The sequence below is a fragment of the Acidobacteriota bacterium genome, assembly GCA_030949985.1.
Lineage (GTDB): Bacteria > Acidobacteriota > Polarisedimenticolia > J045 > J045 > JALTMS01.
The window spans coordinates 30,646-53,198 of sequence record JAUZRX010000049.1 but is presented as its reverse complement, the minus strand read 5'-3'; the positions used below and the strand labels follow the sequence as shown (position 1 = coordinate 53,198).

General features: G+C 68.1%; 25 protein-coding genes and 1 tRNA gene. 21 read left to right on the top strand and 5 right to left on the bottom strand.

Annotation, left to right across the window (positions count from 1 at the left end; all coding sequences use genetic code 11):
- Window positions 1-2: 2 nt before the first annotated feature.
- Together lspA and Q9Q40_10950 are read right to left on the bottom strand one after the other, a co-directional pair.
- Complete coding sequence (gene lspA, locus Q9Q40_10955) at window positions 3-509, bottom strand: signal peptidase II (GenBank protein ID MDQ7007742.1); 507 nt, start codon at window positions 507-509, stop codon at window positions 3-5.
- Complete coding sequence (locus Q9Q40_10950; GenBank protein MDQ7007741.1) at window positions 506-1,507, bottom strand: DUF368 domain-containing protein; 1,002 nt, start codon at window positions 1,505-1,507, stop codon at window positions 506-508. The genes lspA and Q9Q40_10950 overlap by 4 nt, the downstream gene beginning before the upstream one ends.
- Before the next feature lie 270 nt (window positions 1,508-1,777).
- Here Q9Q40_10950 and Q9Q40_10945 point away from each other — a divergent pair, with 270 nt between their 5' ends.
- From Q9Q40_10945 to selD, 4 genes are read left to right on the top strand one after another with little or no spacing between them, the layout of a single operon-like run.
- Entirely contained in the window at window positions 1,778-1,951 is a 174-nt protein-coding gene (locus Q9Q40_10945) for a hypothetical protein (protein ID MDQ7007740.1), read from the top strand.
- A 60-nt stretch (window positions 1,952-2,011) separates the two neighbouring features.
- Window positions 2,012-2,611 carry a sulfurtransferase-like selenium metabolism protein YedF gene (gene yedF, locus Q9Q40_10940; GenBank protein ID MDQ7007739.1) on the top strand — a complete coding sequence of 200 codons (600 nt, stop codon included), beginning with the start codon at window positions 2,012-2,014 and terminating at the stop codon, window positions 2,609-2,611.
- On the top strand, window positions 2,608-3,762 hold the full coding sequence (locus tag Q9Q40_10935) for an aminotransferase class V-fold PLP-dependent enzyme (GenBank protein MDQ7007738.1): 1,155 nt from the start codon (window positions 2,608-2,610) through the stop codon (window positions 3,760-3,762). Before yedF ends, Q9Q40_10935 begins: the two co-directional genes overlap by 4 nt.
- Window positions 3,759-5,045, top strand: a complete 1,287-nt coding sequence (selD, locus tag Q9Q40_10930) for a selenide, water dikinase SelD (GenBank protein ID MDQ7007737.1) — start codon at window positions 3,759-3,761, stop codon at window positions 5,043-5,045. The genes Q9Q40_10935 and selD overlap by 4 nt, the downstream gene beginning before the upstream one ends.
- A gap of 13 nt (window positions 5,046-5,058) precedes the next feature.
- On the opposite strand, the gene rpmB is transcribed toward selD, so the two are convergent.
- Window positions 5,059-5,301, bottom strand: coding sequence for a 50S ribosomal protein L28 (gene rpmB, locus Q9Q40_10925; protein MDQ7007736.1), 243 nt, complete (start codon window positions 5,299-5,301; stop codon window positions 5,059-5,061).
- Between the two features lie 244 nt (window positions 5,302-5,545).
- Here rpmB and Q9Q40_10920 point away from each other — a divergent pair, with 244 nt between their 5' ends.
- The 6 genes from Q9Q40_10920 (at window position 5,546) to Q9Q40_10895 (ending at window position 9,574) form a co-directional block, all read left to right on the top strand.
- Window positions 5,546-6,283, top strand: a complete 738-nt coding sequence (locus Q9Q40_10920) for a hypothetical protein (GenBank protein MDQ7007735.1) — start codon at window positions 5,546-5,548, stop codon at window positions 6,281-6,283.
- Window positions 6,284-6,916: 633 nt separating this feature from the next.
- Window positions 6,917-7,189 (top strand): acylphosphatase, encoded by a 273-nt coding sequence (locus Q9Q40_10915; protein ID MDQ7007734.1) that lies wholly within the window; start codon window positions 6,917-6,919, stop codon window positions 7,187-7,189.
- A gap of 12 nt (window positions 7,190-7,201) precedes the next feature.
- The gene (locus tag Q9Q40_10910; GenBank protein ID MDQ7007733.1) at window positions 7,202-7,717 is read left to right on the top strand and encodes an adenine phosphoribosyltransferase; all 516 of its coding nucleotides are present in this window, start codon (window positions 7,202-7,204) and stop codon (window positions 7,715-7,717) included.
- Window positions 7,718-7,794: 77 nt separating this feature from the next.
- Window positions 7,795-7,870: transfer RNA gene (locus tag Q9Q40_10905), tRNA-Arg, on the top strand.
- Between the two features lie 32 nt (window positions 7,871-7,902).
- On the top strand, window positions 7,903-8,619 hold the full coding sequence (locus Q9Q40_10900; protein MDQ7007732.1) for a tetratricopeptide repeat protein: 717 nt from the start codon (window positions 7,903-7,905) through the stop codon (window positions 8,617-8,619).
- Between the two features lie 112 nt (window positions 8,620-8,731).
- A complete protein-coding gene (locus Q9Q40_10895) occupies window positions 8,732-9,574 on the top strand; it encodes a hypothetical protein (GenBank protein MDQ7007731.1) in 843 nt (280 codons plus the stop codon).
- A 12-nt stretch (window positions 9,575-9,586) separates the two neighbouring features.
- Here Q9Q40_10895 and ssb read toward each other — a convergent pair whose 3' ends face one another.
- Window positions 9,587-9,997, bottom strand: a complete 411-nt coding sequence (gene ssb / locus Q9Q40_10890; protein ID MDQ7007730.1) for a single-stranded DNA-binding protein — start codon at window positions 9,995-9,997, stop codon at window positions 9,587-9,589.
- A 195-nt stretch (window positions 9,998-10,192) separates the two neighbouring features.
- On the opposite strand from ssb, the gene dtd reads away from it, so the two are divergent.
- Genes dtd through Q9Q40_10875 form a run of 3 tightly spaced genes read left to right on the top strand, consistent with a single transcriptional unit; the run spans window position 10,193 to window position 12,529 of the window.
- Window positions 10,193-10,639 (top strand): D-aminoacyl-tRNA deacylase, encoded by a 447-nt coding sequence (dtd, locus tag Q9Q40_10885; GenBank protein MDQ7007729.1) that lies wholly within the window; start codon window positions 10,193-10,195, stop codon window positions 10,637-10,639.
- The gene (gene xerD, locus Q9Q40_10880) at window positions 10,636-11,535 is read left to right on the top strand and encodes a site-specific tyrosine recombinase XerD (GenBank protein ID MDQ7007728.1); all 900 of its coding nucleotides are present in this window, start codon (window positions 10,636-10,638) and stop codon (window positions 11,533-11,535) included. Before dtd ends, xerD begins: the two co-directional genes overlap by 4 nt.
- A 43-nt stretch (window positions 11,536-11,578) precedes the next feature.
- Window positions 11,579-12,529 (top strand): acetyl-CoA carboxylase carboxyltransferase subunit alpha, encoded by a 951-nt coding sequence (locus tag Q9Q40_10875; GenBank protein MDQ7007727.1) that lies wholly within the window; start codon window positions 11,579-11,581, stop codon window positions 12,527-12,529.
- Between the two features lie 28 nt (window positions 12,530-12,557).
- On the opposite strand, the gene mazG is transcribed toward Q9Q40_10875, so the two are convergent.
- Entirely contained in the window at window positions 12,558-13,367 is an 810-nt protein-coding gene (gene mazG / locus Q9Q40_10870) for a nucleoside triphosphate pyrophosphohydrolase (GenBank protein MDQ7007726.1), read from the bottom strand.
- A 147-nt stretch (window positions 13,368-13,514) separates the two neighbouring features.
- On the opposite strand from mazG, the gene Q9Q40_10865 reads away from it, so the two are divergent.
- The 8 genes from Q9Q40_10865 (at window position 13,515) to Q9Q40_10830 (ending at window position 22,553) form a co-directional block, all read left to right on the top strand.
- Window positions 13,515-13,952, top strand: a complete 438-nt coding sequence (locus tag Q9Q40_10865) for a DUF1844 domain-containing protein (protein ID MDQ7007725.1) — start codon at window positions 13,515-13,517, stop codon at window positions 13,950-13,952.
- A gap of 5 nt (window positions 13,953-13,957) precedes the next feature.
- Window positions 13,958-15,853 carry a hypothetical protein gene (locus Q9Q40_10860; GenBank protein ID MDQ7007724.1) on the top strand — a complete coding sequence of 632 codons (1,896 nt, stop codon included), beginning with the start codon at window positions 13,958-13,960 and terminating at the stop codon, window positions 15,851-15,853.
- A 3-nt stretch (window positions 15,854-15,856) separates the two neighbouring features.
- The gene (locus Q9Q40_10855) at window positions 15,857-17,170 is read left to right on the top strand and encodes a DUF4388 domain-containing protein (protein MDQ7007723.1); all 1,314 of its coding nucleotides are present in this window, start codon (window positions 15,857-15,859) and stop codon (window positions 17,168-17,170) included.
- Between the two features lie 117 nt (window positions 17,171-17,287).
- Window positions 17,288-19,189: a molecular chaperone DnaK gene (dnaK, locus tag Q9Q40_10850; protein MDQ7007722.1), complete on the top strand. Its 1,902-nt coding sequence runs from the start codon at window positions 17,288-17,290 to the stop codon at window positions 19,187-19,189.
- 96 nt (window positions 19,190-19,285) lie between these two features.
- Window positions 19,286-19,726: an Hsp20/alpha crystallin family protein gene (locus Q9Q40_10845; protein ID MDQ7007721.1), complete on the top strand. Its 441-nt coding sequence runs from the start codon at window positions 19,286-19,288 to the stop codon at window positions 19,724-19,726.
- 241 nt (window positions 19,727-19,967) lie between these two features.
- Window positions 19,968-20,846 (top strand): RNA polymerase sigma factor RpoD/SigA, encoded by an 879-nt coding sequence (locus Q9Q40_10840; protein MDQ7007720.1) that lies wholly within the window; start codon window positions 19,968-19,970, stop codon window positions 20,844-20,846.
- Window positions 20,846-21,616, top strand: coding sequence for an ATP-binding protein (locus Q9Q40_10835; GenBank protein MDQ7007719.1), 771 nt, complete (start codon window positions 20,846-20,848; stop codon window positions 21,614-21,616). Before Q9Q40_10840 ends, Q9Q40_10835 begins: the two co-directional genes overlap by 1 nt.
- Before the next feature lie 151 nt (window positions 21,617-21,767).
- A complete protein-coding gene (locus tag Q9Q40_10830; GenBank protein ID MDQ7007718.1) occupies window positions 21,768-22,553 on the top strand; it encodes an enoyl-CoA hydratase-related protein in 786 nt (261 codons plus the stop codon).

The window sequence follows — 22,553 nt, the reverse complement described above, 5'->3', positions numbered from 1 at the left end:
ACCTACTTTTCCGCCCGCTTCCGGCGGGGCTTGACCACGAACTCCCACCAGATCAGCAGGCCGGCCCCGGCGAGGATGGCCACGTCGGCCACGTTGAAGATCCCCGTCCGCAGGCCGCCGACACCGATGTTCATGAAATCGGTCACCAGGCCGTCATGACGGATGCGGTCGGCGAGATTGCTCGAGCCGCCGCCAATGATCAGCGAGAAACCCAGCACTTCCTGGGTCGACAGGGGCCAGCGGCCCAGGCAGAGCACCAGCATCACCGCCAGCACGGCCCCGACGAAGACCACGAAGACCCAGAACCGGGCCTGCTGGGGGAGAAAAGCTCCCAGGCTGAGGATCGCTCCGGGGTTCTCGGCGTAGTGCAGTCGGAAGAAGTCACCGAGAAAAGTGATCGGCGCGCGGCCCGCCAGGCCCGCCTTGGCCGCGACCTTGGTCAACTGGTCGATCGTCACACAGGCGACGATCACGGAAAGCACGAAGGTGATGCGCCGGGCGCCGGTCATGCCCCCTCCTCCCGGCGGCCCTCGCGGCGCCGCCGGCCCAGGGCGATCAGCCCGCCCGAGCCGACCAGCCCCGCCGCCAGGGCGGCCGTGGCCAGGGCCAACTCGGCTCCCGTCTCGGGCAGCCGGTTGGGGGCGGTGGCGATGCGGATCTCCTGCTTGACCTCCCCGTCGCGGCCGGTCACCGCGGCACCGGCCGCGATTTCCTTGAACGGCCACAAGACCCACAGGCTGCCGATCAGCAGTCCGATCAGGAAGGCCATCGTGGCGCTGCGGCGGTGGTCGAGCAGGTAGTTGAGCAGACGGGCGAAGAGCACGATACCCACCGCCAGGCCGGTCACGAGGCTCAGCAGCCAGGCCAGCGCTCCCAGGTCGATCCGGCCATCGGCCAGGCCTCGCTGAAAACCGGTGAGCTTGTTCAGCATTACCTGGTACTGGCCCATGACCAGCAGCACGTAGGAGCCGCTGATACCGGGCAGGATCATCGCGCTGATGGCGATCGCTCCGGCGAGAAAAGCGACGAGCAGGTTGTCCGTGCCACCACCGGCTCCCGGTGCAACCAGGGAGATCCCCAGGGTCAGGGCCACCCCCGGCAGGGCCCAGCCCAGCCGCATTCCGCGCGGCTCCATCATCGACCAGGGGATCCACACCGAGGGCAGAATCAGGCCGATGAAGAAGGCCAGGGTAGGGGAGTAGTGGACCTTGAGCAGGTAGTCGATCAGGAACGAACAGGAAAGAATCGCCACCACCGCGCCCAGTCCCAGCAGAACGAGAAAACCCGCGTCGAGGCGCCGCCACTCGGCGGCCAGTGCCTGGCGTGAGGCGCTGTCGAAGCGTCTTCTGAGCGCGTCCAGGGCGACCTGGAACGTGCGGGGCGAGAGGTTGTTGATCGCCCCCACCAGGCGGTCGAAAATCCCGAGAATCAGCGCGAAGGTGCCGCCGGAAACCCCGGGAATGATGTTGGCGATGCCAATCAGCACGCCGTCGACAAAGGTCATCATGCCCCGGTTGCCTCCTTGGCCGGCCCTTCGTGGGCGGCGGTCGTCCCGGTTCTCCGGGGGGCGTACGGTCGCCGCCTGGGCCGGGCGCATTATGCCCGAGGCCGCTTGCGGTTCCCAGGAGCCTGGTGCCCGGGGCTGGGGCATAATCGGGGGCGGCTGAATGTCCTCGGGGGGCGTCTCCCCCCTGGGTGAGCGAGAAAGCGTGAAGCGATGCAACCGGTGACGATTCGCTACTGCGAGCAGTGAGGCTTTCGGCCCCGCGCCGCCCGTGTGGCGGCACTGCTGCGCGAAAAGCTCGGTGTCGAGGTGGAGGTGGTTCAAGGTGCGCCCGGTGAATTCAGCGTCTGGCTGGGAACACGCCTCGTGGCGCGTCGGGGGCCGCTGCGCTGGCCCTGGACCCCGGTTCTGCCGCACCTCGTCGCCCGGGCCGCCCGGCGGCGCTGAGCCCCGGCGCGCTCCAGCGGCACCGCCCGGTGTGCCTCTTTCCACGAAGTGGAGCCAATCATGAAGGACCTGGACCTGAGGGGACTGGCCTGCCCGGGGCCCGTGTTGGAACTCCGGCGCTGGCTCGATGAAGGTGAGCGCCGGCTGCGGCTGAAAGTCGCCGACGAGCTGGCCCGCTCCAACATCACCCGCTTTGCCGCCTCCCGGGGTGCCGAGGTGGAGGAACGGCCGCTGGAAGAAGGGGGCTTCCTGCTCGAGATCCGCGTCGCCGACGACGCCCGGCCCGAACCGGAGCCCGAGGCCGAGATTTCCTGCGTCCCCGGCGGCCCCCTGGTGCTGCAGGTGGGTTCCGATCGCATGGGTCAGGGCGATCCCGAGCTGGGGGCGTTGCTCTTGCGGTCGTTGATCAAGACCCAGCTTCAGCTCGAACGGCCTCCCGAAACCGCGCTCTTCTACAACGCGGGGGTCAAGCTCTGCTGCGAGGGCTCACCCCTGCTCGAGGACATCCTCGCTCTCGAGCGCGCGGGAACCGAGGTGATCGCCTGCGGCACCTGCCTCAACTTTTACTCCCTGGCCGAGAAACTGCGGGTGGGACGTGTCACCGACATGCTGGAAATCGCCACCGTGCTGGCCGGAGCAGGAGCCACGGTGCGCCCATGAGCGGGCCGACCTACCTCGATCACGCCGCCACGGCTTTCCCCAAGGCCCCGGGGGTCGCTGCGGCCATGGCCCGTTTCCTCGAGCAGGAAGCGGGAAACCCTGGGCGGGGTGGTCACCGGTTGAGCCTGGCCGCGGCGCGCCGGATCGAATCCGTGCGCGCGGCCGCTGCCCGATTCTTCGGCTGCGCCACCGAACGACTCTTCTTCGGTCCGGGCGCGACCTACTGGCTCAACGCGTTGCTGACCGCCTGGCTTCCCCGGGGCGGCCGCGTGCTGGTCTCCGCCCTGGAACACAACGCGGTCATGCGTCCTCTGCGCCACCTGGAACGTCGGCGGGCGCTCGATGTCGAGGTTCTGGCCGGTGGAGAGGGCGGCGCCCTGGACCCGGAGACGGTGCAGCAGGGTTGCCGGGCCCGACCCACCGACCTGGTGGTCATCGCCCACGCCTCCAACGTTTCGGGCCTGGTGCAGCCGGTCGAGGAGATCGCGCGACGCATCGCCCCCGTGCCACTGGTGGTGGACGGGGCCCAGACCGCCGGCAGCCGACCTTTCACCTTCGATGACTCGGGGGTCGCGGCGTTCGTGGCCTCGGCCCACAAGGGGCTGCTCGGTCCCCCGGGGCTGGGGCTGCTTCTGCTCGGCGAAGATCGCGCCCTCGGCCCCTTCCTGCGTGGCGGGACGGGTTCCCGTTCGGAGAGTGAAGACATGCCTGATCTGTGGCCCGACGCCCTCGAGCCGGGAACTCCCAACACGGCAGGCATTGCGGGGCTGGGGGCCGCCCTGGACTGGTTCGAAGAGCAGGGGGGCGACGAGCCCGGTCGGCGCACCCGCGAGTTGGCCGCTGACATGCGAACCCGGCTGGCCCGGATTCCAGGTGTGCGGCTCCACGGTCTTCGGCCCGGAGACGACGCGGTGGCAATCGTCTCGTTCACCGTCGATGGCGAGGACAACGGCGAGTTGGCGGCCTGGCTCGATCGGGAACAGGGGCTGGCGTTGCGGGCGGGATTGCATTGCGCTCCGGCCGCTCATCGGTGCCTGGGCACCTTCCCGGCCGGCACCCTGCGGGCCTCCCCGGGTCCGCTGGCGACCTCCGCCGACTGTGAGCGCCTGGTCGAGGCTCTCGAGATCCGGACGCGGGAGAAGGGTCGATGAGGGAACTCCTGGTGGTCTTCGGCACGGTTCAGAAGGTTCTGCAGGCCGAGCGCCTGGCCCGGCAGGCCGGGCTCGACGTGGATGTGCTGCCCGCACCCCGGGCCGTCAGCTCCGAGTGCGGCGTGGTGCTGGAGATCGGTCGCCGTGACGCTCTGCGTCTCGAATCCCTGCTCGCCGAGGAGGGGCTGGCTCCCGAGGCGGTGTTCAGGGCCGCCGCCGGCGCCTGGCTGCCGACCCGCCTCGCCGCCGCGGAGCCGCCGGTCGAGGCCGGTCTGACCCGGGCCAGCGCCTACGGGGGCTGTGGCGCGAAACTGGCCAAGGGAGTGCTCGACACCATTCTCTGCGGACTGCCGAGGGTGCAGTCGGAAGACCTGCTGGTGGGCATCGAAACCGCCGACGATGCGGGAGTGGTACGGATCGATGACGATCTCGGTCTGATCCACACGGTGGATTTCTTTCCGCCGATGGTGGACGACCCCTTCACCTTCGGACGTATCGCCGCGGCCAATGCCCTGTCGGACGTCTACGCCATGGGGGGCACACCCCTGGCGGGGATGAACCTGGTTTCCTTTCCCCTGGCCACCACCGGGCGACAGGTGCTCAAGGAGATCCTCCGGGGAGGACTCGACGCTCTCGCCGAGGCGGGGGCGGTGCTCGCCGGCGGCCATACGGTCGAGGGGGCCGAGCTGCTCTATGGCCTGGCGGTGACCGGCAAGGTGGATCCACGGCGGATCTGGCGCAATGGCGGGGCCCGGCCCGGCGACTGGCTGGTGCTGACCAAGGCTTTGGGAACGGGAGTGATCACCACCGCCGCCAAGGGCGGGGTGGTGGAACCGGGTCACCTCTCCCGGGCCGTGCGCTCGATGGCCACGCTCAACCGGCGGGCCGCCGAGGCCGCCCGGCAGGCCGAGCCCACTGCCGTCACCGATGTCACCGGATTCGGCCTGGCCGGCCATGGGGCCGAATTGGCCCTGGCCTCGTCGCTGGCCATCGAAGTGCATCTCAAGGATCTGCCCCTGCTCGATGGAGCTCTCGAAGCCGCCGCCCAGGGCTTCGTGCCCGCAGGGGCCGGCAAAAACCGGAAGAGCCTGGGCGAAAGCCTGGTGATCGCCGAGGGGGCCGACCCCCTGCGGGTGGATCTGGCCCTCGATCCCCAGACCTCCGGCGGGCTCCTGGTCGCCTGCAGCGAAGACCGGGCACGACGACTTTGCAGCGCCCTGACGCCCGCCCGGGTGGTCGGCCGCTGCGTCGCCGGGGAGGCGGGGGAGGTCAGGCTGCTGTGATCCGGCAGGCCTGTCAGCAGGTCACGTCCTTGAGTTTCAGGCCCTGGTCGGCGAGAAAGGACATCAGCCCCTTGCGGGTCACCGTACGCAGGGCGCGGGCGGAGAGCTTGACCTTGACCCAGCGACCGAGTTCGGGGACGTAGATCCGCTTGGTCTGCAGGTTGGGGAGCTGGCGCCGACGGGTCTTGTTGTGAGCGTGGGAAACGTTGTTTCCTGTCAGCGGAGCCTTGCCGGTCAGGCGGCAACGTCTGGACATGGTGCCTCCGGGGGAGTTGCTGGAGCCGATCGCGGGCGCGTCGCGGTGGCGCCTATCGGCGTTTACTTTCTTGTTAAGTCCTTGGCAGCCGCTGATGATACAGCTTTTTTCCGGGGACGTCATGACTTTTTCCCGGTTTCGTCGGGAGGGGGGCAGACACCGGTTTCAGCCCGGACGGTCGTCTCCGGCCCTGCAAGCGGTCGCCCGTTGTCTCGTAGACTGGCGTTCCGAGGAAGGAGTCGCCGTGAACCGGTCGAAGAATCGTGCCTGGAAGTGGCTGGGTGGGGGCTGCCTGGCGCTGGTTGTCCTCGCGGTGGTGGTTGCGGTGGCGGGAGGGGTCTGGGTCTACCGCGGCGTGCGCCGGATGTCCCGGGAGATGAACGACCCCGATGTGCGTGCGGCCAAGGCCCTCGAGATCCTCGGTGCCGAAGCGCTGCCGGAGGGGTTGAACCCGGCGGCGGCTTTCTCCGCCCCGCTGGGCTTGTTCGAAGTCGTCGTGCTCAGCGACCAGGCCCCGGGGCCCGACGGGCAGTGCGAGGGATTCGACCACCAGGGGCTGGTCTACATCGAGTTCGTTCGGGCCGGGCGCGACAACGAAGACCTCCGGCAACTGAGGGATTTTTTCGAGGGGCGCAGCGACGATCCCCGGGCGCTGCGCCAGGCCGGCATAAAGGTCCGCGTCAGGGAGACGATCGGCCACGGTCACTTCCGGATTCCGGGCGGGGAGATCTTCCACGCCGGTCAGAGGGGCAAGATCCGCTTTGGCGCCGAAAGCATCGATGGGCTGCTGGGGCTGGAGATGATCGAGTGTTCGGCCGATGAGCGGGTGCGCTTCGCGGTATGGCTGAACAGGGACCCCGATCCCGATGCACCGCTGGAATCGTTGAACGTGCTCGGCACGTCCGCGGATGTGGCGGCGGTGGAGGCCTTTCTGGCGCCCTTTCACTTCTGCGTCACCGGGCCGCCTCGCTCGGAGGAGTAGGAGATCTCCAGTCGCGCCGACCGTCAGAGTGCCGCGCCGGATGGGGGCCGGGAGGGCGGAGCGCAGGCTGCGATCGGGCGGATCCCCGCGGACGACGTGGACGAGGAGGAGCGTCCTCTTCCGGCTCTGTTCGTCGAGAAACCTGCAGGGTCGGCTCCCGCGCGGGCCCAGCGCGTTTGCCATGGCCGCCGGCTCCGGCTCCCAGGTCGGGAGGCGGCGTGAAGGATCCGAATCATGGTGCTGGCGGAGGAGAGCTTCGACTGGATCTTTCATCAGACCTGCCTGCCGGACCGGGGGAACGAAAGAAAGAGCAGCCCCCCCGGGAGGAGGGGGGGGAGGGCGACGGAAACAGGAGCCGAAGCGTCTGGGAGGAGTGTTCGGACTCGGGTGCTGGCAGTAAGGCCTCGGGGTCTTGGTTGCTCCTTGAGGCCGCCCTCCCCGGGGTGACCGTCAGGTCGTGTTTCGTGGCATCCGAACCTTGTGACGAGAGTGTGGGCCGTTTGGAGCCCCCGGTGTAGGTCCGGGCGGCGCTTCGTGCGGTGAAGATGCCGCGGCCTCCCCCCGCGGGACCGGGCTTCGGTATACTCTCGCCTTCCGGGGGGCGTCACCAGCCGCCCGAGGGGAGTTCTGGCCATGAAGCTCGCTCGCCGGTACGTCGTTCACGGTACGGTCCAGGGCGTGGGCTACCGTTTTTTCACTTGCACCTGCGCGGATGCCCTGGGGGTGTGCGGTTGGGTGAAGAATCTTCCCGACGGGACGGTGGCGGTCCATGCCGAGGGCGACGAGGAACAGCTCAAGGAATTCGAGTTCGACCTCTCTCGGGGAGCGCGATACGCCCGCGTCAGCCGGGTCGAGAGCGAAGAGGCCGAGTTCGGAGATCACCCGGACTTCAAGATTCGGCGCTGAGGGAGATCGGGTATGGAGATCGGTGCGCTGATTCGGGATATTCCCGATTTCCCGAAGCCGGGCATTCTCTTCCGTGATATTACGCCCCTGCTCGCCGATGCCGAGGGTCTGGCGGCCGTTGTCGACCAGCTCGAGCAGTGGGCCCGGAGCCGGGCCCCGGATGTGATCGTGGGCATCGAGTCTCGGGGTTTCATCTTCGGCGTGCCCCTGGCGTTGCGCCTGGGCGTGGGGTTCGTACCGGTTCGCAAGCCCGGCAAGTTGCCCGCCGAGACGGTGCGCGAAACCTATCAGCTCGAGTACGGCACCGACAGCCTGGAGATCCACGCCGACGCCCTGGCTCCCGGCCGGCGGGTGCTGATCGTCGACGACCTGCTGGCCACCGGAGGCACGGCCGCGGCCACCGCACGGCTGGTGCGCCGGGTGGGGGGGCAGGTCCAGGGGCTGCTCTTCGTGATCGAACTGGCGGCCCTCAAGGGGCGCCGTCGCCTGGAGGGCGAGGCGGTGCATGCCCTGTTGCGCTACGACTGAGCCGGAGGCCCGCCCGCCGGCGGGGCTCCGGCTTGTGCCGTCCAACGCCTCACCGTAGTATCAGCCGCTGCTGAGGTGGGCTCGTAGCTCAGTGGATAGAGCATCGGATTCCTAATCCGAGGGTCGCAGGTTCAAGTCCTGCCGGGCCTACCATATGTTTCGGCAGGGCCCTGCGGAGGTGGCAGATGGTGGATCGGCTGACGAGAAAAGAGATCAAGCACGACGAATTCGTCGACGGCACGGTGCGTGCCCTGCGGGTGCTCGAAGAGAATCCCAGGCCCTTCCTCTACGGCGCTGCCGCCATTCTGGGCCTGGTGGTCGTGGTCTCGGGCTTCTGGACCTTCAGCCGGGTCCAGGCGGACAAGGTGGCCGACCGGTTGTCCCGGGGTGAGGCGGCCCTTTTCGCCACCGTGGCCGATGAGGGTGAGGCTCGTCCCGGCGATCCCTACCAGCCTTCCTTCGAGTCCGACGAGGCGCGTCTGCAGGCGGCCGTCGAACGTCTCGGGGAAGCCGCCTCGGGAATGGGCGCCGGGTCCCATGTGGCGCTCTACCTCCAGGGCAAGGCCCTGCTCGAGGCCGGTCGGACCGACGAGGCGATCGCCAAGCTCGAAGCGGCCGTCTCGGCCCTCAGCGGTGACCCTACCTTGGGCCCCGCGTCTCGGGCCCTGCTGGCCGCCGCGCTCGAGCGGGCCGGACAGTACGAAAAGGCCATCGAGTCGTGGGCCGAACTGGCGGACGAGGGCTCGGGCTACCCCCGCGACCTGGCTCTTTTCGCGCTTGGCCGCTGCCAGAGCAAGGCCGGGCAGTCGGACGAGGCGCGCGAGACCCTCGAAGAGGTCGGTGAACTCTATCCGGAATCACCCGTTCTCGAGCGGGCCCGGCAGTGGCTCGCGACGCTCTGAACGACCGCGCTACGCAAACTTCGGAGCAAGCGTCTAGTCGCCTGCTGATTTGCCGTTCGCCCGGCAGGACAGTATAAGTCGAGGCATCGAACCCCCCTTGGGAAGGTCGCCCATGCCTCGAATCCTGCGGATTCTGCCTGTGCTCGTCGCCGCGAGCCTGACCATCGCCTCGGCGAAGGCCTACAGCGATGAATCCGTGGGTTCCCCCGTGGATGGCGACCGGGTCTCCCAGAAAATCGAGTTCTATATCGCTGCCGACGGTGGGCCCGAGAAAGAGGAGTACTACCGGATCGAGGTGGCGGTGGACAGCGACTTCGAGGAGATCGTCGCCAGTTTCGACTCGCGAAAGTCGAAAGCCGGCTGGATCTTCGGCGATCTGATGGGCGTCGAGGACGTACCGGAGAAATACACCCCCGTGAATTACGAAGGCATCCACTTTCGTTCGCGCGGGAGGTTGCGCGACGGGGAGTACTACTGGCGGGCGAGCAAGGCTGTCGGAGGGGGTCCGTGGGAGCCGCTCGATGGCTCCGGTTACTTCATCGTCGATACCCTGCCTCCAGCCCCGGTGGATACGCTGGTGCTCGCCATCAACGAGAGGGGAGAGCTGGAGCTAAGATGGGATGCGGTGGACCTGGACGTGGAGGAGAGGTACGACGACGTCGCCGGCTACCGTGTCTACCAGTACACGCGCAAGCTCAAGCGCTACCCGGTGATGACCCGCTACCTGATCGGGGAGACGGAGTACACGGAGCTGACGGTTCCCGACATCCGGGAAGACACTCGACGCATCGTCTTCTACCGGGTCCGGGCCGTGGACAGAGTGGGCAACGAAGAGGGGCGACGGCGGCCGGCGGTGATCGGTTCGCTCGACGCCCAGCTCAATCCTCCCAATCTGGACCAGTTGGCGGATCCGACCTACCTCCGGCGGCTCTACCAGGAAGAGATGGGCCGTTAGCCCGCGTGCCGATCAGAACGGGATCTCTTCGTCGCTGTAGCTGCTGTCGTCGCTCTGGAGTTCTCCGGAGTGTCCGCCTCCGGACTCCTGGCCGCGGCCGCCGAGCAGCTGGATCGTGTCCGCCCGCACGTCACAGCTGAAGCGCTTGTTGCCGTCCCGGTCGTTGTACTCCCGCACCCGCAGACGGCCATCGACGTAGATCTGCTTGCCCTTGAGCAGGTACGGCTTGAGGGTTTCGGCCTGTTTGCCCCACAAGCTGATGCGGAACCACTGGGTGTGCTCCTGGGGGTTGCCGTTGCGATCCTTCCACTGCTCGTTGGTCGCCACGGAGAACTCGGCCACGGGAGTTCCGCTGCCCAGGTACTTCAACTCGGCGTCCCGACCGAGGTTGCCGATGATGGTGATCTTTGCCATCGATGCCATGTCGACGCTCCTTTTCGACTGTCCAGAACTTCGTCCGTTGTTGCTCCGGGCAGGCTCGCACAGCCGTCTCCGGCGGTCAAGCCGCCGCGGGCTTCCGGGCTCCCGGTCACGCAACCCGGTCCCCGCCGCACGGGACGCGCTACCATGTTCACGCCGGATGATGCCGCCGGGCGCACCCTCCGGCCGGGAGTCGTGATGAAGGTGCTCGTGCAGCGGGTCGCCCGGGCCGAGGTCCGGGTCGATGGAGAGACGCAAGCCCGCATCGGGCGGGGCGTGCTGGTCCTGCTGGGCGTCGAGCGCGCGGATACCGAGGAGCATGCCCGCTGGTATGCGCGGCGGGTCGCGGCGCTGAAGTTCTTCCCTTCTCCGGAAGGTGAACTCTGGCGGTGTAGTCTGGGGGAGGTGAGCGGGGCCGTGCTGCTGGTCTCCCAGTTCACCCTCCCGGCCCGCACCCGCAAGGGAAGGCGCCCCTCCTTCGATCCGGCCGCGCCGCCGGAGGAAGGCCGTCGGCTGTACGAGTGTTTCGCGGCGGCTTTGACGGCCGAGGGGTTGCCGGTCGAGACGGGCGTCTTCGGCGCGAGGATGGAGGTCGAGCTGGTCAACGACGGGCCGGTGACCTTCCTGCTCGAGGGACCCTCGTGAGCCGATCGAGGCCGAAGGGCGTTCTCGCGGAGTTGGCCGCGGACCTCGTGGCCGTCCGCGGCCTGTCCCCGCGTACCGTGGAGGCCTATCTCTCGGACCTCGAGGATCTGCGCCGGTGGATGGACCTTCGAGGCCGCGGAAGCCTCGAAGAGGCCACCGAGGAGGATCTGGAGGGCTGGTTGAGGGCTGCGGCCCTGGCCGGACTCGCCCCCTCGACCCGGGCGCGCCGGCTCTCGGCGGCCCGGGCTCTGGCCCGGCACTTGCGAGAGGAAGGCCGTCGGGAGGACGATCCGGCCCGGCGGCTGGAAGCTCCCCGGCGGCACCGAACGCTGCCTCGGGTACTCACCGGAGAGGAGGTCGAACGCCTGATCGCCGCGCCGGATACCGCTACGCCCCGGGGGCAGCGGGACCGGGCGATGATCGAGGTCCTCTACGCGACGGGGGTGAGGGTCTCCGAACTGGTAGCCATGAGGGTGGGAGACCTGGATCTCCGCCGCGGACTGGCCCGTGTGGTGGGCAAGGGATCGCGGGAGCGGATCGTCCCCCTGGGCCGTGCGGCTCTCGAAGCGTTGGACGCCTATCTCGCGGATGGGCATCCCCGCCTGGCACGGGGCTCCGACGTGCTTTTCCCGGGGCGGGGCGGTCGGCCCCTGACCCGCCAGGGCTTCTGGCTGATTCTCCGGCGACTCGCCCCCCGGGTCGGCATCGCTCCGGAGCGCATCTCGCCCCACGTGGTGCGGCATTCGTTTGCCACGCACCTGGTGGAGCACGGCGCCGATTTGCGCACGGTGCAGAGCCTGCTCGGCCACCGGGACATCTCCACTACCGAGATCTACACCCACGTGGCCCGCGAACGCCTGCGCCGGCTCTACGACGCCCATCACCCCCGCGCCTGAACGGGCCCGGTAGGGTAGAATGCGGGGCTTTCCCGAGGAACCCATGAGCGCTGCCGTCCCCTTCGAAAAACCGATCGTCGAACTCGAGCAGAAGATCGAGGAACTGGCCGGGCTGGCCGATCCCGCCCTGGCGGAGGAGATCGCGCGCCTGCGGGAGCAACTTCTCGACCTGCGGCGGAAGATCTACTCCCGGCTCGATCCCTGGCAGATCACCCAGGTGGCCCGCCATCCCCGGCGCCCCTACACCCTGGACTACATCCAGGGCCTGATGGAGGGCTGGCAGGAACTGCACGGTGATCGCCGTTTTGCCGACGACCGCTCGCTCCTGGCCGGGTTCGCCTTCTTCAAGGGCCGCCCGGTGGCCGTGGTGGGGCACCAGAAAGGCCGGCAGACCCGGCAGAAAATCGAGCGCAATTTCGGCATGCCCCGCCCGGAGGGTTACCGCAAGGCCCTGCGGGTGATGCAGTTGGCCGAGAAGTTCGGCCGTCCGGTGATCGCCTTCGTCGATACCCCCGGGGCCTATCCGGGTCTGGATGCCGAAGAGCGGGGCCAGGCCGAGGCCATCGCCACCAATCTGCGGGAGATGGCCCGGTTGCGGGTGCCCGTGGTGGTGACGGTGACCGGGGAAGGAGGATCGGGGGGGGCGCTGGCCATCGCGGTGGGCAATCGCATCAACATGCTCGAGTTCGCGATCTACTCGGTGATCAGCCCCGAGGGCTGCGCATCGATCCTCTGGAGGGATGCCGGAAAGGCCGAGGAGATGGCGGGAGCGCTGAAACTGACGGCCCGGGATCTGAAGGAACTCGACGTGATCGACGAGGTGATCGAGGAGCCTCCGGGCGGCGCCCATTCGGACGTTCAGGGAGCCATCGCCCGGGTCGGCGAGACCCTCGAGCGCCAGTTGGCCGACCTGGCCGCCCTGGGCCCCGATGAACTGGTAGACCAGCGCTACGATCGCTTCCGTCGCATGGGAAGGTTCAGCGAGGTGCTCTGACCCGTCCGACTCCCCGACGTCTCGGTGTTCACGGCTCCGGCTGGCCGTCCTTCCCGGCGGCCTGCCGCCACAGTGCGTCGAGCCGCCGGGCATCCAACTCTTCGAGTTCCTCTCCCCGGGCGCCGGCCAGCGCCTCGACCGCCTGGAAACGGGAGACGAACTTGCGATTGGCGGAAGCCAGCGCGGCCTCCGGGTCGACGCCCGCCTGGCGCGCGAAACCGGCGGTGGCGAAGAGCAGGTCGCCGATCTCTTCGGCGAGTTTTCCGGGGTCGCCGTCGGCCAGGGCCTGGTCCGCTTCCTCGACTTCTTCGCGCACCTTCTCCAGGGCGGCCCCGGCTGAAGGCCAGGCGAAGCCGGCCCGGGCCGCCTTGTCCGCCAGGCGATGGGCGGCGACCAGGGCGGGCAGGTGGGCCGGCACGCGGGGGATCCTGGATGCCGCGGCCGGTGTCCCGTCCTGGGTGCGGCGCTCTTCCTGCTTGATGGCCTCCCAGCGCGCCCAGGCCTCGGCGGGATCTTCGGCGGCCCGTTCGTCACCGAAGACGTGGGGATGGCGCCGCAGCAGCTTGTCGGCGATGGTCCGCACCACGTCGGGAAAGGCGAAATGTCCCTCCTCCTCGGCGATACGGGCCAGGAAAACCACCTGGAGCAGCAGGTCGCCCAACTCCTCGCGCAGGTGCTCCCAGTCGCCGGAATCGATGGCTTCGGCCGTCTCGAACGCCTCTTCGAGCAGGTAGGTCCGCAGTGAAGCGGGGGTCTGCTCGCGATCCCAAGGGCAGCCTCCCGGGCTGCGCAGGCGCGCCATGATGTCGAGCAGGGTGCCGATGGTTCCTTTGCTCATGGTGCTTTCTCCGGCGAGGGCGGCGCCGCCGGGCTCCGCCGTTTTTCGAAACGGGTCGATCCTGTGTGCCGCAAACGCTGCGGGTGGATGCTATTCTCCCCGAGACCCTAGATTGTCATTCGGAGATCCTCGGGGAGAGTCTGCGTCATGATCGAGAAGGATTCCGACCACTGCAACGCAGCCGAAGACACCGGCGACCAGCAGCCGCAGGTCCATGATCGGCGGCGCATCGATCCGGAGACGGGTGAGAGGCGCCAGGTCGAGGAAGTGCCGCTGCCGGGAGGGGGCGTCCTCGAGCGGGGTGCCGCCGAGGCGCCGCCGGCCTACGAGATCGTCTTCGACGACCTGGTGCGGCCTTTCCTGGTGATGGGCCTGGCGGGTCTGGGGGTCATCCCTCATCCGGACACCAACCAGCCGCGGGTCGATGTGTCGGCGGCGCGCCATGCCATCGAGGTCCTCGAACTGCTGCGACGAAAGACGGAGGGTCGGCTCGACTCCTCCGAGAGTCAGATGCTCGAGCAGGCCCTGGTCGAGTTGAAGATGCAGTTCGTCGAAGTGCGACGGCGACAGCAGCAGGGAGAATGATCTCCGTGCCCCTTCTTCCACGCCGGCTGCTTTCCCTCCTGGTCGCGCTCCTGGCCCTGCTGGGGGGAGCCGGGGGGCGGACGCTGGCGGAGGGGGCCGCCGGAGACGGCGTCGAGGGCGGCCTGATCGGTGGCGATGTGGAAGTGGCCGCCTCTCTGCTCAGCCGGATCGAGGCCCGCTGGTGGCGTCTGAAGGCGTTGGAAGACGCCCGCGACCTCCAGGGTGCCGCGGAGGCCGGCGAGGAACTGCTGAGCTTTCTGCGGGACGAGGGCGTCGAGCGCCTCGAACCGATGGCCGCGGCTGTTCTCGCCGAGGGCTACCGCCACCTCGAGCGGGGCGAGTTGGCCATGGCGGTGCAGCATTTTCGCTTCGCCCGCCGTCTCGATCCCCGGCAGGCCGGGGCGTGGTGGGCCGAGGCTCTGGCGAACCGCGAGAAAGGGCAGTGGAGCCGGGCCTTGAGCCTGGGCTGGCGGGCGCTGACGACACGCTGGCACTCGTTCTGGACGCTTTTCGGGGATGCGGTCAATCTCACCGGCGCCCTGTGGGCCGCCCTGCTGCTTTCCGGAGTGCTGAGCTTGATCGTTCTGCTCTTGCGCCATGGGCCCGAGCTGGTTCGTGAGGTGGACTCTCACCTCCCGCCCCACTGGCATCCCCGCTGGCGGTCGACGGTGGGCTGGACCCTGCTGCTCTCGCCGCTGGCGATGTTGGTGATCGGTATCTGGAGCCTGTTCTTCTGGGCTGTCGCCCTGGTGCCGGCCTGTCGACCCGCCGAGCGGCGCTGGATCTACGCCTTTCTGCTGCTGCTGGCTCTGACACCACCCGTGGTGGGTGGGTTGTGGCTGTTGACGGGGGTGGCCGCCTCGCCGACGGCCCAGGTGGCGGTGGCGTCGGTGGAGAGCTCCCTGCGGCCCGACCTGCTGATTCGCCTGGCCAGGCTGGCCGAGGAAGATCCCCGGGAAGCGACCTGGAAGCTGTTGCTCGCCCGCTTGCTGGCGCCGCGCTATCCGAACCGCGCCGTACCCCTCCTGCGCCAGGCTGCGAAACTCGATCCCGACGACGCCCGGATCCGCATCGCCCTGGGAAACGTGCTCTACCGGGTCGGCAAGTACGAGGCGGCGGGGGTGCACTACCGGCAGGCCCGGGAGATCGATCGCGAGAGCGTGCTGGCCCTGTTCAACCAGTGGAAGGCCCGGCTGGCCACTTTCGACTTCGACAAGGCCAACGAGTGCTTGCTCGAGGCCAACCGCTTGGACCGCAAAGAAGTCGCTCGTCTCGAGGCCCGCACCCGGGAGGACGACGTGGCGGACCCCACCTTCACCGTCACCGAAGTCGCCCGGCAGGTGCTGGCCGATGAGTTGCGGCCGGGATTGCGCAAGGCGATGCGGCCCGGCAGTCCCATGACCCTGGCGGCGCTGGCCGCCCTGCTGGGAGCCTTCGTTCTGCGTTTCCGCAGTGGTCGCCTGGAGATTCGGCGCTGCGAGACCTGCGGCAAGGCGGCGTCCCTGCGCAGTGGTGAGATGACGGCCAACGGCCTGTGCCTGGCATGCTCCCAGCTTCTTTCCCGTCGCGAAGGGCTGGCGCCCAGCGCCCGGGAAGAACAGACGCGGCGCATCGACCGCTACCTGGTGCGGGTGCGTCGTGGGCGCCATGCGCTGCACCTTTTCGCGCCCGGCCTGGCCCTGGTGCATGAAGGCCGGGTCTGGATCGGCTGGGCCATGTTCAGCGCCTGGTGTTTCCTGCTGATCGCCGGGCTTCGCCCGGGCCTGTTGCTTCCCCTGCAGCCGGAAAGCGTACTCTGGCGCCCCGGAGGGCTCTACCTGGTGGCGGCGCTGGGGCTGTGGATCGTCTGTCAACTGCCGGGGGCGCGGCCGCGTCCACCGGCCGGGCGGGGAGGGCGCTAGGCGATGGCGCTGAAGGGAACACTGGGAGATTTCTCCCTGACCGACATCCTGCAGCTCATCGGGCTGCAGCGGAAGACCGGCGTCCTGGTCTTGCGGCGGGGCGGCGACGAGATTTCCATCGCCTTCGACAACGGTCGGGTCGTCGCGGCAGATTCCAGCCTGCGGCCCCTCGAGCACCGTGTCGGGCAGCTCCTGGTACGTACGGGGAAACTCACCGAAGCCCGGCTCGACGAGGCCTTGGCGATTCAGCGCGAGACCCTGCAGCGCCTCGGTCATGTCCTCGCCAGCCAGGGATGGGTCGACAAGGACTCTCTGCGGCATCAGCTCTCGCTGCAAATCACGGAGACGATCTACGACCTCTTCCGCTGGCAGGACGGCGAGTACGACTTCCAGCCCAACCGCCGGGTGGAATGGGACCGGGAGTTCATCACGCCGATTGCCTGCGAGACCCTCCTGATGGAGGGAGCGCAGATGGTCGACGAATGGCCGTTGATCGAGCGGACGATCCCTTCGCGCCTGGCCGTATTGCGACCGACCCGAGCGGCCCAGGAGGTGCTGGCCACGGTGGGCAGCGAATCGTCCGAGGTTCGGGGTTCGGTCTACGAGGATGACATCGACTTCGGCTTCATTCCTGCCGATCCTCTCGAGGAAGAAGCCCGCACCGGGGCTCCGCAGCTGACCCGCAGCGAGGTGAAGATCCTGCGTTGGGTCGATGGTCGCCGCAGCGCCACGGAAATCGCCGAACTCAGCGAAGTGGGGACCTTCGAGGCGTTCAAGACGCTGGCGCGGCTGGTGGAAGGGCGGCTGGTCGAGATTGCGGACCAGGATACCGAAGAGCGCAAGACTCCCAGCGGGCGCCTCTTCCGCTCGGCGGGACCGGCGCGTCTGATGGTCGGCTTGCTGAGCCTGCTGGTCGTGCTGGGGGGAGCGATGGCGGTGCAGGAGACGATGCGCGCCCTGGCGCCGGGAGCCGTCGGTCGCTGGCTCCCCGCGCCGCTGGCCTCGGCGGCATGGCTCTCCGAGAGTACCGGCCTCGAGCACCTGCGCCGGGCCGTTGCGGCGGCGCGGCTGGCCCGCATCGAGCAGGCCATACGCGCCTACTACCTCGCCGAGGGGGCCTGGCCGAGGGACCTGGCTTCCGTGGAGGCCCTCGGTCTGCTCTCGGAGCCGGTCCTTTTCGATCCCTGGGGCCGGCCCATCCGCTACGAGCTCGAAGGCTGGGGCTACCGGCTGAGTATCGGCGAGGGCGATGCGTCGCTGCTTCGGGAGCACCGCTTCGCGCCTCTCGAGCGCAGCTTCACGGGCTCCGATTCCTGATCCTCCGCGCCACTCGTCCCATCTTTTCCGCTTCGCTCGGGCGCTGTTGCTTGACGCCCGGGAAGGGGAGTCTTAAAGACCCGCCAGCGGCTCGGCGCCGCCGGAGGTAAATAGCTGATGGCAAAGATTATAGGTATTGACTTGGGGACGACGAACTCCGTCGTCGCCGTTATGGAGGGCGACAAGCCCGTCGTGATTCCGAATTCCGAGGGCGGCCGGACGACTCCTTCGGTGGTGGCCATGACCGACAAGGGAGAGCGCCTGGTCGGCCAGGTGGCCCTGCGCCAGGCGGTGACCAACCCCACCCGGACCGTGTCCTCGGTCAAGCGCTTCATGGGACGGAAATTCAGCGAGGTGGCCGGCGAGTGCTCCGAGGTGAGTTACGAGGTGGTCGCCGCGGAGAACGGCGACGCCCGGGTCAAGATCGACGGCAAGGTGCTCTCGCCGCCGGAGATCTCGGCGATGATCCTGCAGAAACTCAAGCAGGATGCCGAGGCCTACCTGGGCGAGAGCGTCGACCGTGCGGTGATCACCGTGCCCGCCTACTTCAACGACGCCCAGCGGCAGGCGACGAAGGACGCCGGCCAGGTGGCGGGTCTGAAGGTCGAGCGCCTGGTCAACGAACCGACAGCGGCGGCCCTGGCCTACGGCCTGGACAAGAAGAGCGACGAGAAGATCGCCGTCTTCGATTTTGGTGGCGGCACCTTCGACATCTCGATCCTCGAGGTGGGTGAGGGTGTGGTGGAGGTCAAGTCCACCAACGGCGACACGCACCTGGGTGGAGACGACATCGACAAGGTGCTGATCGACGACCTGGTGGCGGACTTCCTGCGTGACCAGGGGATCGACCTGAGCCAGGACAAGATGGCCATGCAGCGGTTGAAGGAGGCCGCGGAAAAGGCCAAGTGCGAGCTGTCGACGGCCCAGGAGACGGAGATCAACCTGCCCTACATCACCGCGGGTCCGTCGGGGCCGGTACATCTGACCCGCAAGATCACCCGCTCCCGTTTCGAGCAGCTGATCGACGCACTGGTACGCCGTACCCTCGAACCCTGCGAGAGGGCCCTCAAGGATGCCGGACTGTCCCGCGACCAGATCGACGAGGTCGTCCTGGTGGGCGGTTCCACCCGCATCCCGCTGGTGCAGAAGCTGGTCGCGGAATTCTTCGGCAAGGAGCCCCACAAGGGGGTCAATCCCGATGAAGTGGTGGCCATTGGCGCCGCCGTTCAGGCCGGCGTGCTCTCGGGCGATGTCAAGGACGTGCTGTTGCTGGATGTGACCCCCTTGAGTCTCGGCATCGAGACCCTGGGCAACGTGATGACCCCCCTGATTCCGAGGAATACGACGATTCCCGCGCGGAAGTCGGAGGTCTTCTCCACGGCCAGCGACAACCAGACCCAGGTGGAGATCCACGTTCTGCAGGGCGAGCGGCCCCTGGCCCGGGACAACAAGACCATCGGGCGTTTCATTCTCGACAGCATCCCGCCCGCGCCCCGCGGCGTACCCCAGATCGAGGTGACCTTCGATATCGACGCCAACGGCATTCTCCACGTCAGCGCCAAGGACAAGGCCACCGGTCGCGAGCAGAAGATCACGATTCAGGCCTCTTCCGGGCTCAGCGAAGACGAAATTCGGAAGATGGTCGACGAGGCCAAGGCCCATGAGGAAGAGGACCGCAAACGCAAGGAAGTGATCGAGGTTCGCAACCAGCTCGATAGCCTGGTCTGGCAGATGGAAAAGTCGCTCAAGGAAACGGGCGACAAGCTCCCCGGGGACAAGAAGAAAGAGCTCGAGGAGGCGCTTGCGGAGGCCAAGAAGGCTCTCGAAGGTGAGGATCCGGGCGCGATCCGGGCCGCCAACGAGCGCCTCACCCGCGCCGCCCACGCGGTGGCCGAGCAACTCTACCAGTCGGCAGCCGCTTCGGGCGGCGAGCCGCAGGGCGGAGGCGCGACCGGGCAGACCGCTTCGAAAGGCGGTCAAGACGACGCCGTGGTCGACGCCGAGGTCGTGGACGAGTAGGCCGAAGGGCCCAATAATCTGTTCCGTGGTGGGGGCGCCCTCCGGGCGCCCCGCCTCGTCGTGGGCCCGGCGCCGCGGGACCCGCCCGGAGGAGCGATGAAAAGCTGGGATCCTTTCCGCGACCTGCTGACGATTCAGGATCGGATGAACAAGCTCTTCGAGACGGTACTCACCGGTCCCGTCCCGCTGGACTCGGAGGGCGAGGGGGTGAGTTACTGGCGGCCCGTGGCCGAGGTGGTCGAGACCGCCGACAGCCTCGAGATCGAATGCGAACTGGCCGGCCTCGACCGCAGCGACATCCAGCTTCGGGTGGAGGCGCAAATGCTGATCGTGGAAGGAGAAAGGCCTCGCCGGGAGGCCGAGGGCGAATGGACTTTCCACCAGCTCGAGCGCCCCTTCGGCCGCTTCGTGCGCAAGTTCGAGCTCCCGGAGGGGCTCGATCTCGACCAGGTCCAGGCGGCTCTCGAGGAGGGGGTGCTGCGGGTGACCCTGCCCAAGCGGCCGGACGCCCGCTCGCGGGAAATCGAACTGAACTGATCCTTGCGCCGGGGGGGCGTCGCCCTGCCCGGCGGGCGTTCCGCTTGCGGCCCAAACTCGTTGTCCGGCACGGTTTCCGGCGCTCCCGCCCCTTCCGGAGAGGGCCGAAAAGTCCCGCTGGGGTCCGGCACTTTGTCGGCCGGCTATTATAATCAGCCCGTTGCCTGCCGATAAGAGACCCGGGAGGTGAGCCGGCGCGGGTCCGGACGATCTCCAGGCAGCCGATCAGGCGGGAGGGCCAATGTCGGAGGACTACCAGGGCGAGAAGCTCGAGGGCCGGTCGAAAGAGCAGAGTTCCCCCGAGTCTCTCAAGAAGTACCTCAAGGAAATCGCCAAGCTGCCCCGCATCACCGTGGAGGAGGAGCGGGCGCTGGGCAAGCGGATCCAGAAGGGTGACAAGCAGGCGCTGCAGAAACTGGTCGAGGCGAACCTGCGCTTCGTCGTTTCCTTCGCCAAGCGCTACCGCGGCTGCGGCCTGTCCTTTCTCGATCTGATCAACGAGGGCAACGTGGGCCTGATCGAGGCGGCCAAACGCTACGATCCGGGCAAAAACGTCAAGTTCATCACCTATGCCGTGTGGTGGATCCGGCAGTCCATCATCCATGCCCTGTCCGACCAGAGCGGACCTTTCCGGCTGCCCCAGAAGCAGGCGAACCTGCTCTATCGCATCGGCAAGACCCAGGCGGCGTTGATGTCCCAGCTCGAACGGCGGCCTTCGGTCGAGGAGATCGCCGAGGCGATGGAGGTCGATCCGGCGGACGTCACCACGCTGCTCCAGGTTTCCGATGAAAACATTTCCCTGTCGGCGGTGATCGACGAGGAACACGAGTTTCATCTCTCCGACAAGCTCGAACAGGACACGATTCCCTCCGCCGATGCGATCATGGTGCGTGGCGCCCTGCGAACCCAGGTGCGCCAGGCGCTCCACGAACTCGACGAAAAAGAACGCAAGGTGATACTGCTGCGCTTCGGCTTGACCGGTGAGGAGCCGCGTACCCTGAAGGAGATCGGCGAGATGATGAACCTCTCCCGGGAGCGGATTCGACAGATCGAGGCTCAGGCCCTGCGCAAGCTGAACAAGTCCTCGAGAACCCAGCAGCTCAGGAGCTACCTCAACTGATGGAGCCGGGCCGGCATGGCAAGGAGCTTTCCGCGACTCCCCCGGGGGGGGAGAGTTGCCCTCTTTGTCGAGGTACCGGTTTCGAGATCCACAGCAGTGACCATGGCAGCTACGCGCGCCCCTGTGCCTGCGCGACCCGCCAGCGCCTGGCCCTGCGGCGGCGCTCGGCGCGGATTCCCGAACGCTATCGCCACTGCTCCCTCGAGCACTTCGACCTGCTCAACGACTCCCTCGGGCGGGCCGTGAGCTGGTGCCGGCGAATCGTCGACGAGTTCCCTTCCGGCGAGTCTTTCGGATTGCTGCTGATCGGGCCTTCCGGAGTCGGCAAGACCCATCTGGCGGTGGCGGTGCTGCGGGAACTGGTAGAGCAGCGGGGGGCGGTGGGACTCTTCGCCGAGTTCAACGACCTGCTCCGGCGGATCCAGGAAACTTTCGACCGCCGTTCCCAGACCCCGAGTTGGGATGTCCTGCGCCCCGCGCTCGAGGCCGATGTGTTGCTGCTCGACGACCTGGGCGCGACGCGCATGACGCCCTGGATGCGCGATACTCTCGCCCTGATCATCAACGAGCGCTACAACCAGCGCCGGCTGATTCTGGCCACCACCAATCAGGACGAGGATCCTCCCCCGGGGCAGGAGTCGCTGTCCGACCGCATCGGTGAACGGCTCGCCTCGCGCCTGGCGGAGATGTGCTGGACCGTGCGGCTCGAGGGCAAGGACTACAGGCGGCACGTCAGTCGGGCTGGACGCGTCTTCCGCAGCGATCGCTGAGTCACCCCTGGCGGCATGGGGCCCACCTTCCGGCCGTTTTCGCCGGTCGTGGTGCCCGTTGGGCGCCCGCGGGGGGCCTCTTCCCCCGCTTCCGGGCTAAACTGGCGCCGGCCGGCACCCACTCGCCGGCGTCAACCGGAGGAAAGGTCCGATGTCCGAACAGCCCCTCGTGCTCAGGGAAACCGATGCCCCCCTGGCCCGCGTGATCATCAATCGTCCAGACAAGCTCAACGCCCTCAACGCCGAGGTGATCCGCCGACTCGGCGACGCCTTCTCGGCCCTGGGGCGGGAGGAAGAGGTCAAGGTCATCATTCTCACCGGGGCCGGCGACAAGGCTTTCGTGGCGGGAGCCGACATCGCCGAGATGGCTGCCATGACGCCCGAACAGGCCCGGGAGTTCGCCAGGCAGGGCCAACGGATCGGGGCGATCCTCGACGGCCTCGGCAAGCCCGTCATCGCGGCCGTCGGGGGCTTTGCCCTGGGGGGGGGGTGCGAACTGGCCATGATGTGTCACCTGCGCGTGGCGGCGCCGGGGGCCAAGTTCAGCCAGCCGGAGGTCGGGCTCGGCCTGATCCCCGGCTTCGGCGGTACCCAGCGGCTGGCTCGCCTGGTCGGCGAAGGGCGGGCACTGGAGATGATCCTCGGTGGGCAGATGATCGATGCGGCCACCGCCCACCGGTGGGGCCTGGTGAATGTCGTCGCGGAAGAAGGAACCGCCCTCGAGGCCGCCGAGGCCCTGGCCCGGCGTCTGGCCCGCCAGGGTCCCGTGGCGCTGGCGGCGTGCCTGAGGGCGGTGCGCTCCGGGCTGCAGATGCCCCTCGAGCAGGCTCTCGAGTACGAGGCCGCACTCTTCGGCGGCATCTTCGCCACCGAGGACATGAGAGAGGGTACGGCGGCCTTCCTCGACAAGCGCAGGCCCAACTTCCAGGGTCGCTGA

Excerpts from the sequence above, each read along its gene's own strand:
- lspA (MDQ7007742.1), bottom strand. The coding sequence starts at position 509 with ATGACCGGCGCCCGGCGCATCACCTTCGTGCTTTCCGTGATCGTCGCC.
- Q9Q40_10950 (MDQ7007741.1), bottom strand. The coding sequence starts at position 1,507 with ATGATGACCTTTGTCGACGGCGTGCTGATTGGCATCGCCAACATCATT.
- yedF (MDQ7007739.1), top strand. The coding sequence starts at position 2,012 with ATGAAGGACCTGGACCTGAGGGGACTGGCCTGCCCGGGGCCCGTGTTG.
- Q9Q40_10935 (MDQ7007738.1), top strand. The coding sequence starts at position 2,608 with ATGAGCGGGCCGACCTACCTCGATCACGCCGCCACGGCTTTCCCCAAG.
- selD (MDQ7007737.1), top strand. The coding sequence starts at position 3,759 with ATGAGGGAACTCCTGGTGGTCTTCGGCACGGTTCAGAAGGTTCTGCAG.
- rpmB (MDQ7007736.1), bottom strand. The coding sequence starts at position 5,301 with ATGTCCAGACGTTGCCGCCTGACCGGCAAGGCTCCGCTGACAGGAAAC.
- Q9Q40_10915 (MDQ7007734.1), top strand. The coding sequence starts at position 6,917 with ATGAAGCTCGCTCGCCGGTACGTCGTTCACGGTACGGTCCAGGGCGTG.
- Q9Q40_10910 (MDQ7007733.1), top strand. The coding sequence starts at position 7,202 with ATGGAGATCGGTGCGCTGATTCGGGATATTCCCGATTTCCCGAAGCCG.
- Q9Q40_10900 (MDQ7007732.1), top strand. The coding sequence starts at position 7,903 with ATGGTGGATCGGCTGACGAGAAAAGAGATCAAGCACGACGAATTCGTC.
- Q9Q40_10895 (MDQ7007731.1), top strand. The coding sequence starts at position 8,732 with ATGCCTCGAATCCTGCGGATTCTGCCTGTGCTCGTCGCCGCGAGCCTG.
- ssb (MDQ7007730.1), bottom strand. The coding sequence starts at position 9,997 with ATGGCATCGATGGCAAAGATCACCATCATCGGCAACCTCGGTCGGGAC.
- dtd (MDQ7007729.1), top strand. The coding sequence starts at position 10,193 with ATGAAGGTGCTCGTGCAGCGGGTCGCCCGGGCCGAGGTCCGGGTCGAT.
- Q9Q40_10875 (MDQ7007727.1), top strand. The coding sequence starts at position 11,579 with ATGAGCGCTGCCGTCCCCTTCGAAAAACCGATCGTCGAACTCGAGCAG.
- mazG (MDQ7007726.1), bottom strand. The coding sequence starts at position 13,367 with ATGAGCAAAGGAACCATCGGCACCCTGCTCGACATCATGGCGCGCCTG.
- Q9Q40_10865 (MDQ7007725.1), top strand. The coding sequence starts at position 13,515 with ATGATCGAGAAGGATTCCGACCACTGCAACGCAGCCGAAGACACCGGC.
- Q9Q40_10855 (MDQ7007723.1), top strand. The coding sequence starts at position 15,857 with ATGGCGCTGAAGGGAACACTGGGAGATTTCTCCCTGACCGACATCCTG.
- dnaK (MDQ7007722.1), top strand. The coding sequence starts at position 17,288 with ATGGCAAAGATTATAGGTATTGACTTGGGGACGACGAACTCCGTCGTC.
- Q9Q40_10845 (MDQ7007721.1), top strand. The coding sequence starts at position 19,286 with ATGAAAAGCTGGGATCCTTTCCGCGACCTGCTGACGATTCAGGATCGG.
- Q9Q40_10840 (MDQ7007720.1), top strand. The coding sequence starts at position 19,968 with ATGTCGGAGGACTACCAGGGCGAGAAGCTCGAGGGCCGGTCGAAAGAG.
- Q9Q40_10835 (MDQ7007719.1), top strand. The coding sequence starts at position 20,846 with ATGGAGCCGGGCCGGCATGGCAAGGAGCTTTCCGCGACTCCCCCGGGG.
- Q9Q40_10830 (MDQ7007718.1), top strand. The coding sequence starts at position 21,768 with ATGTCCGAACAGCCCCTCGTGCTCAGGGAAACCGATGCCCCCCTGGCC.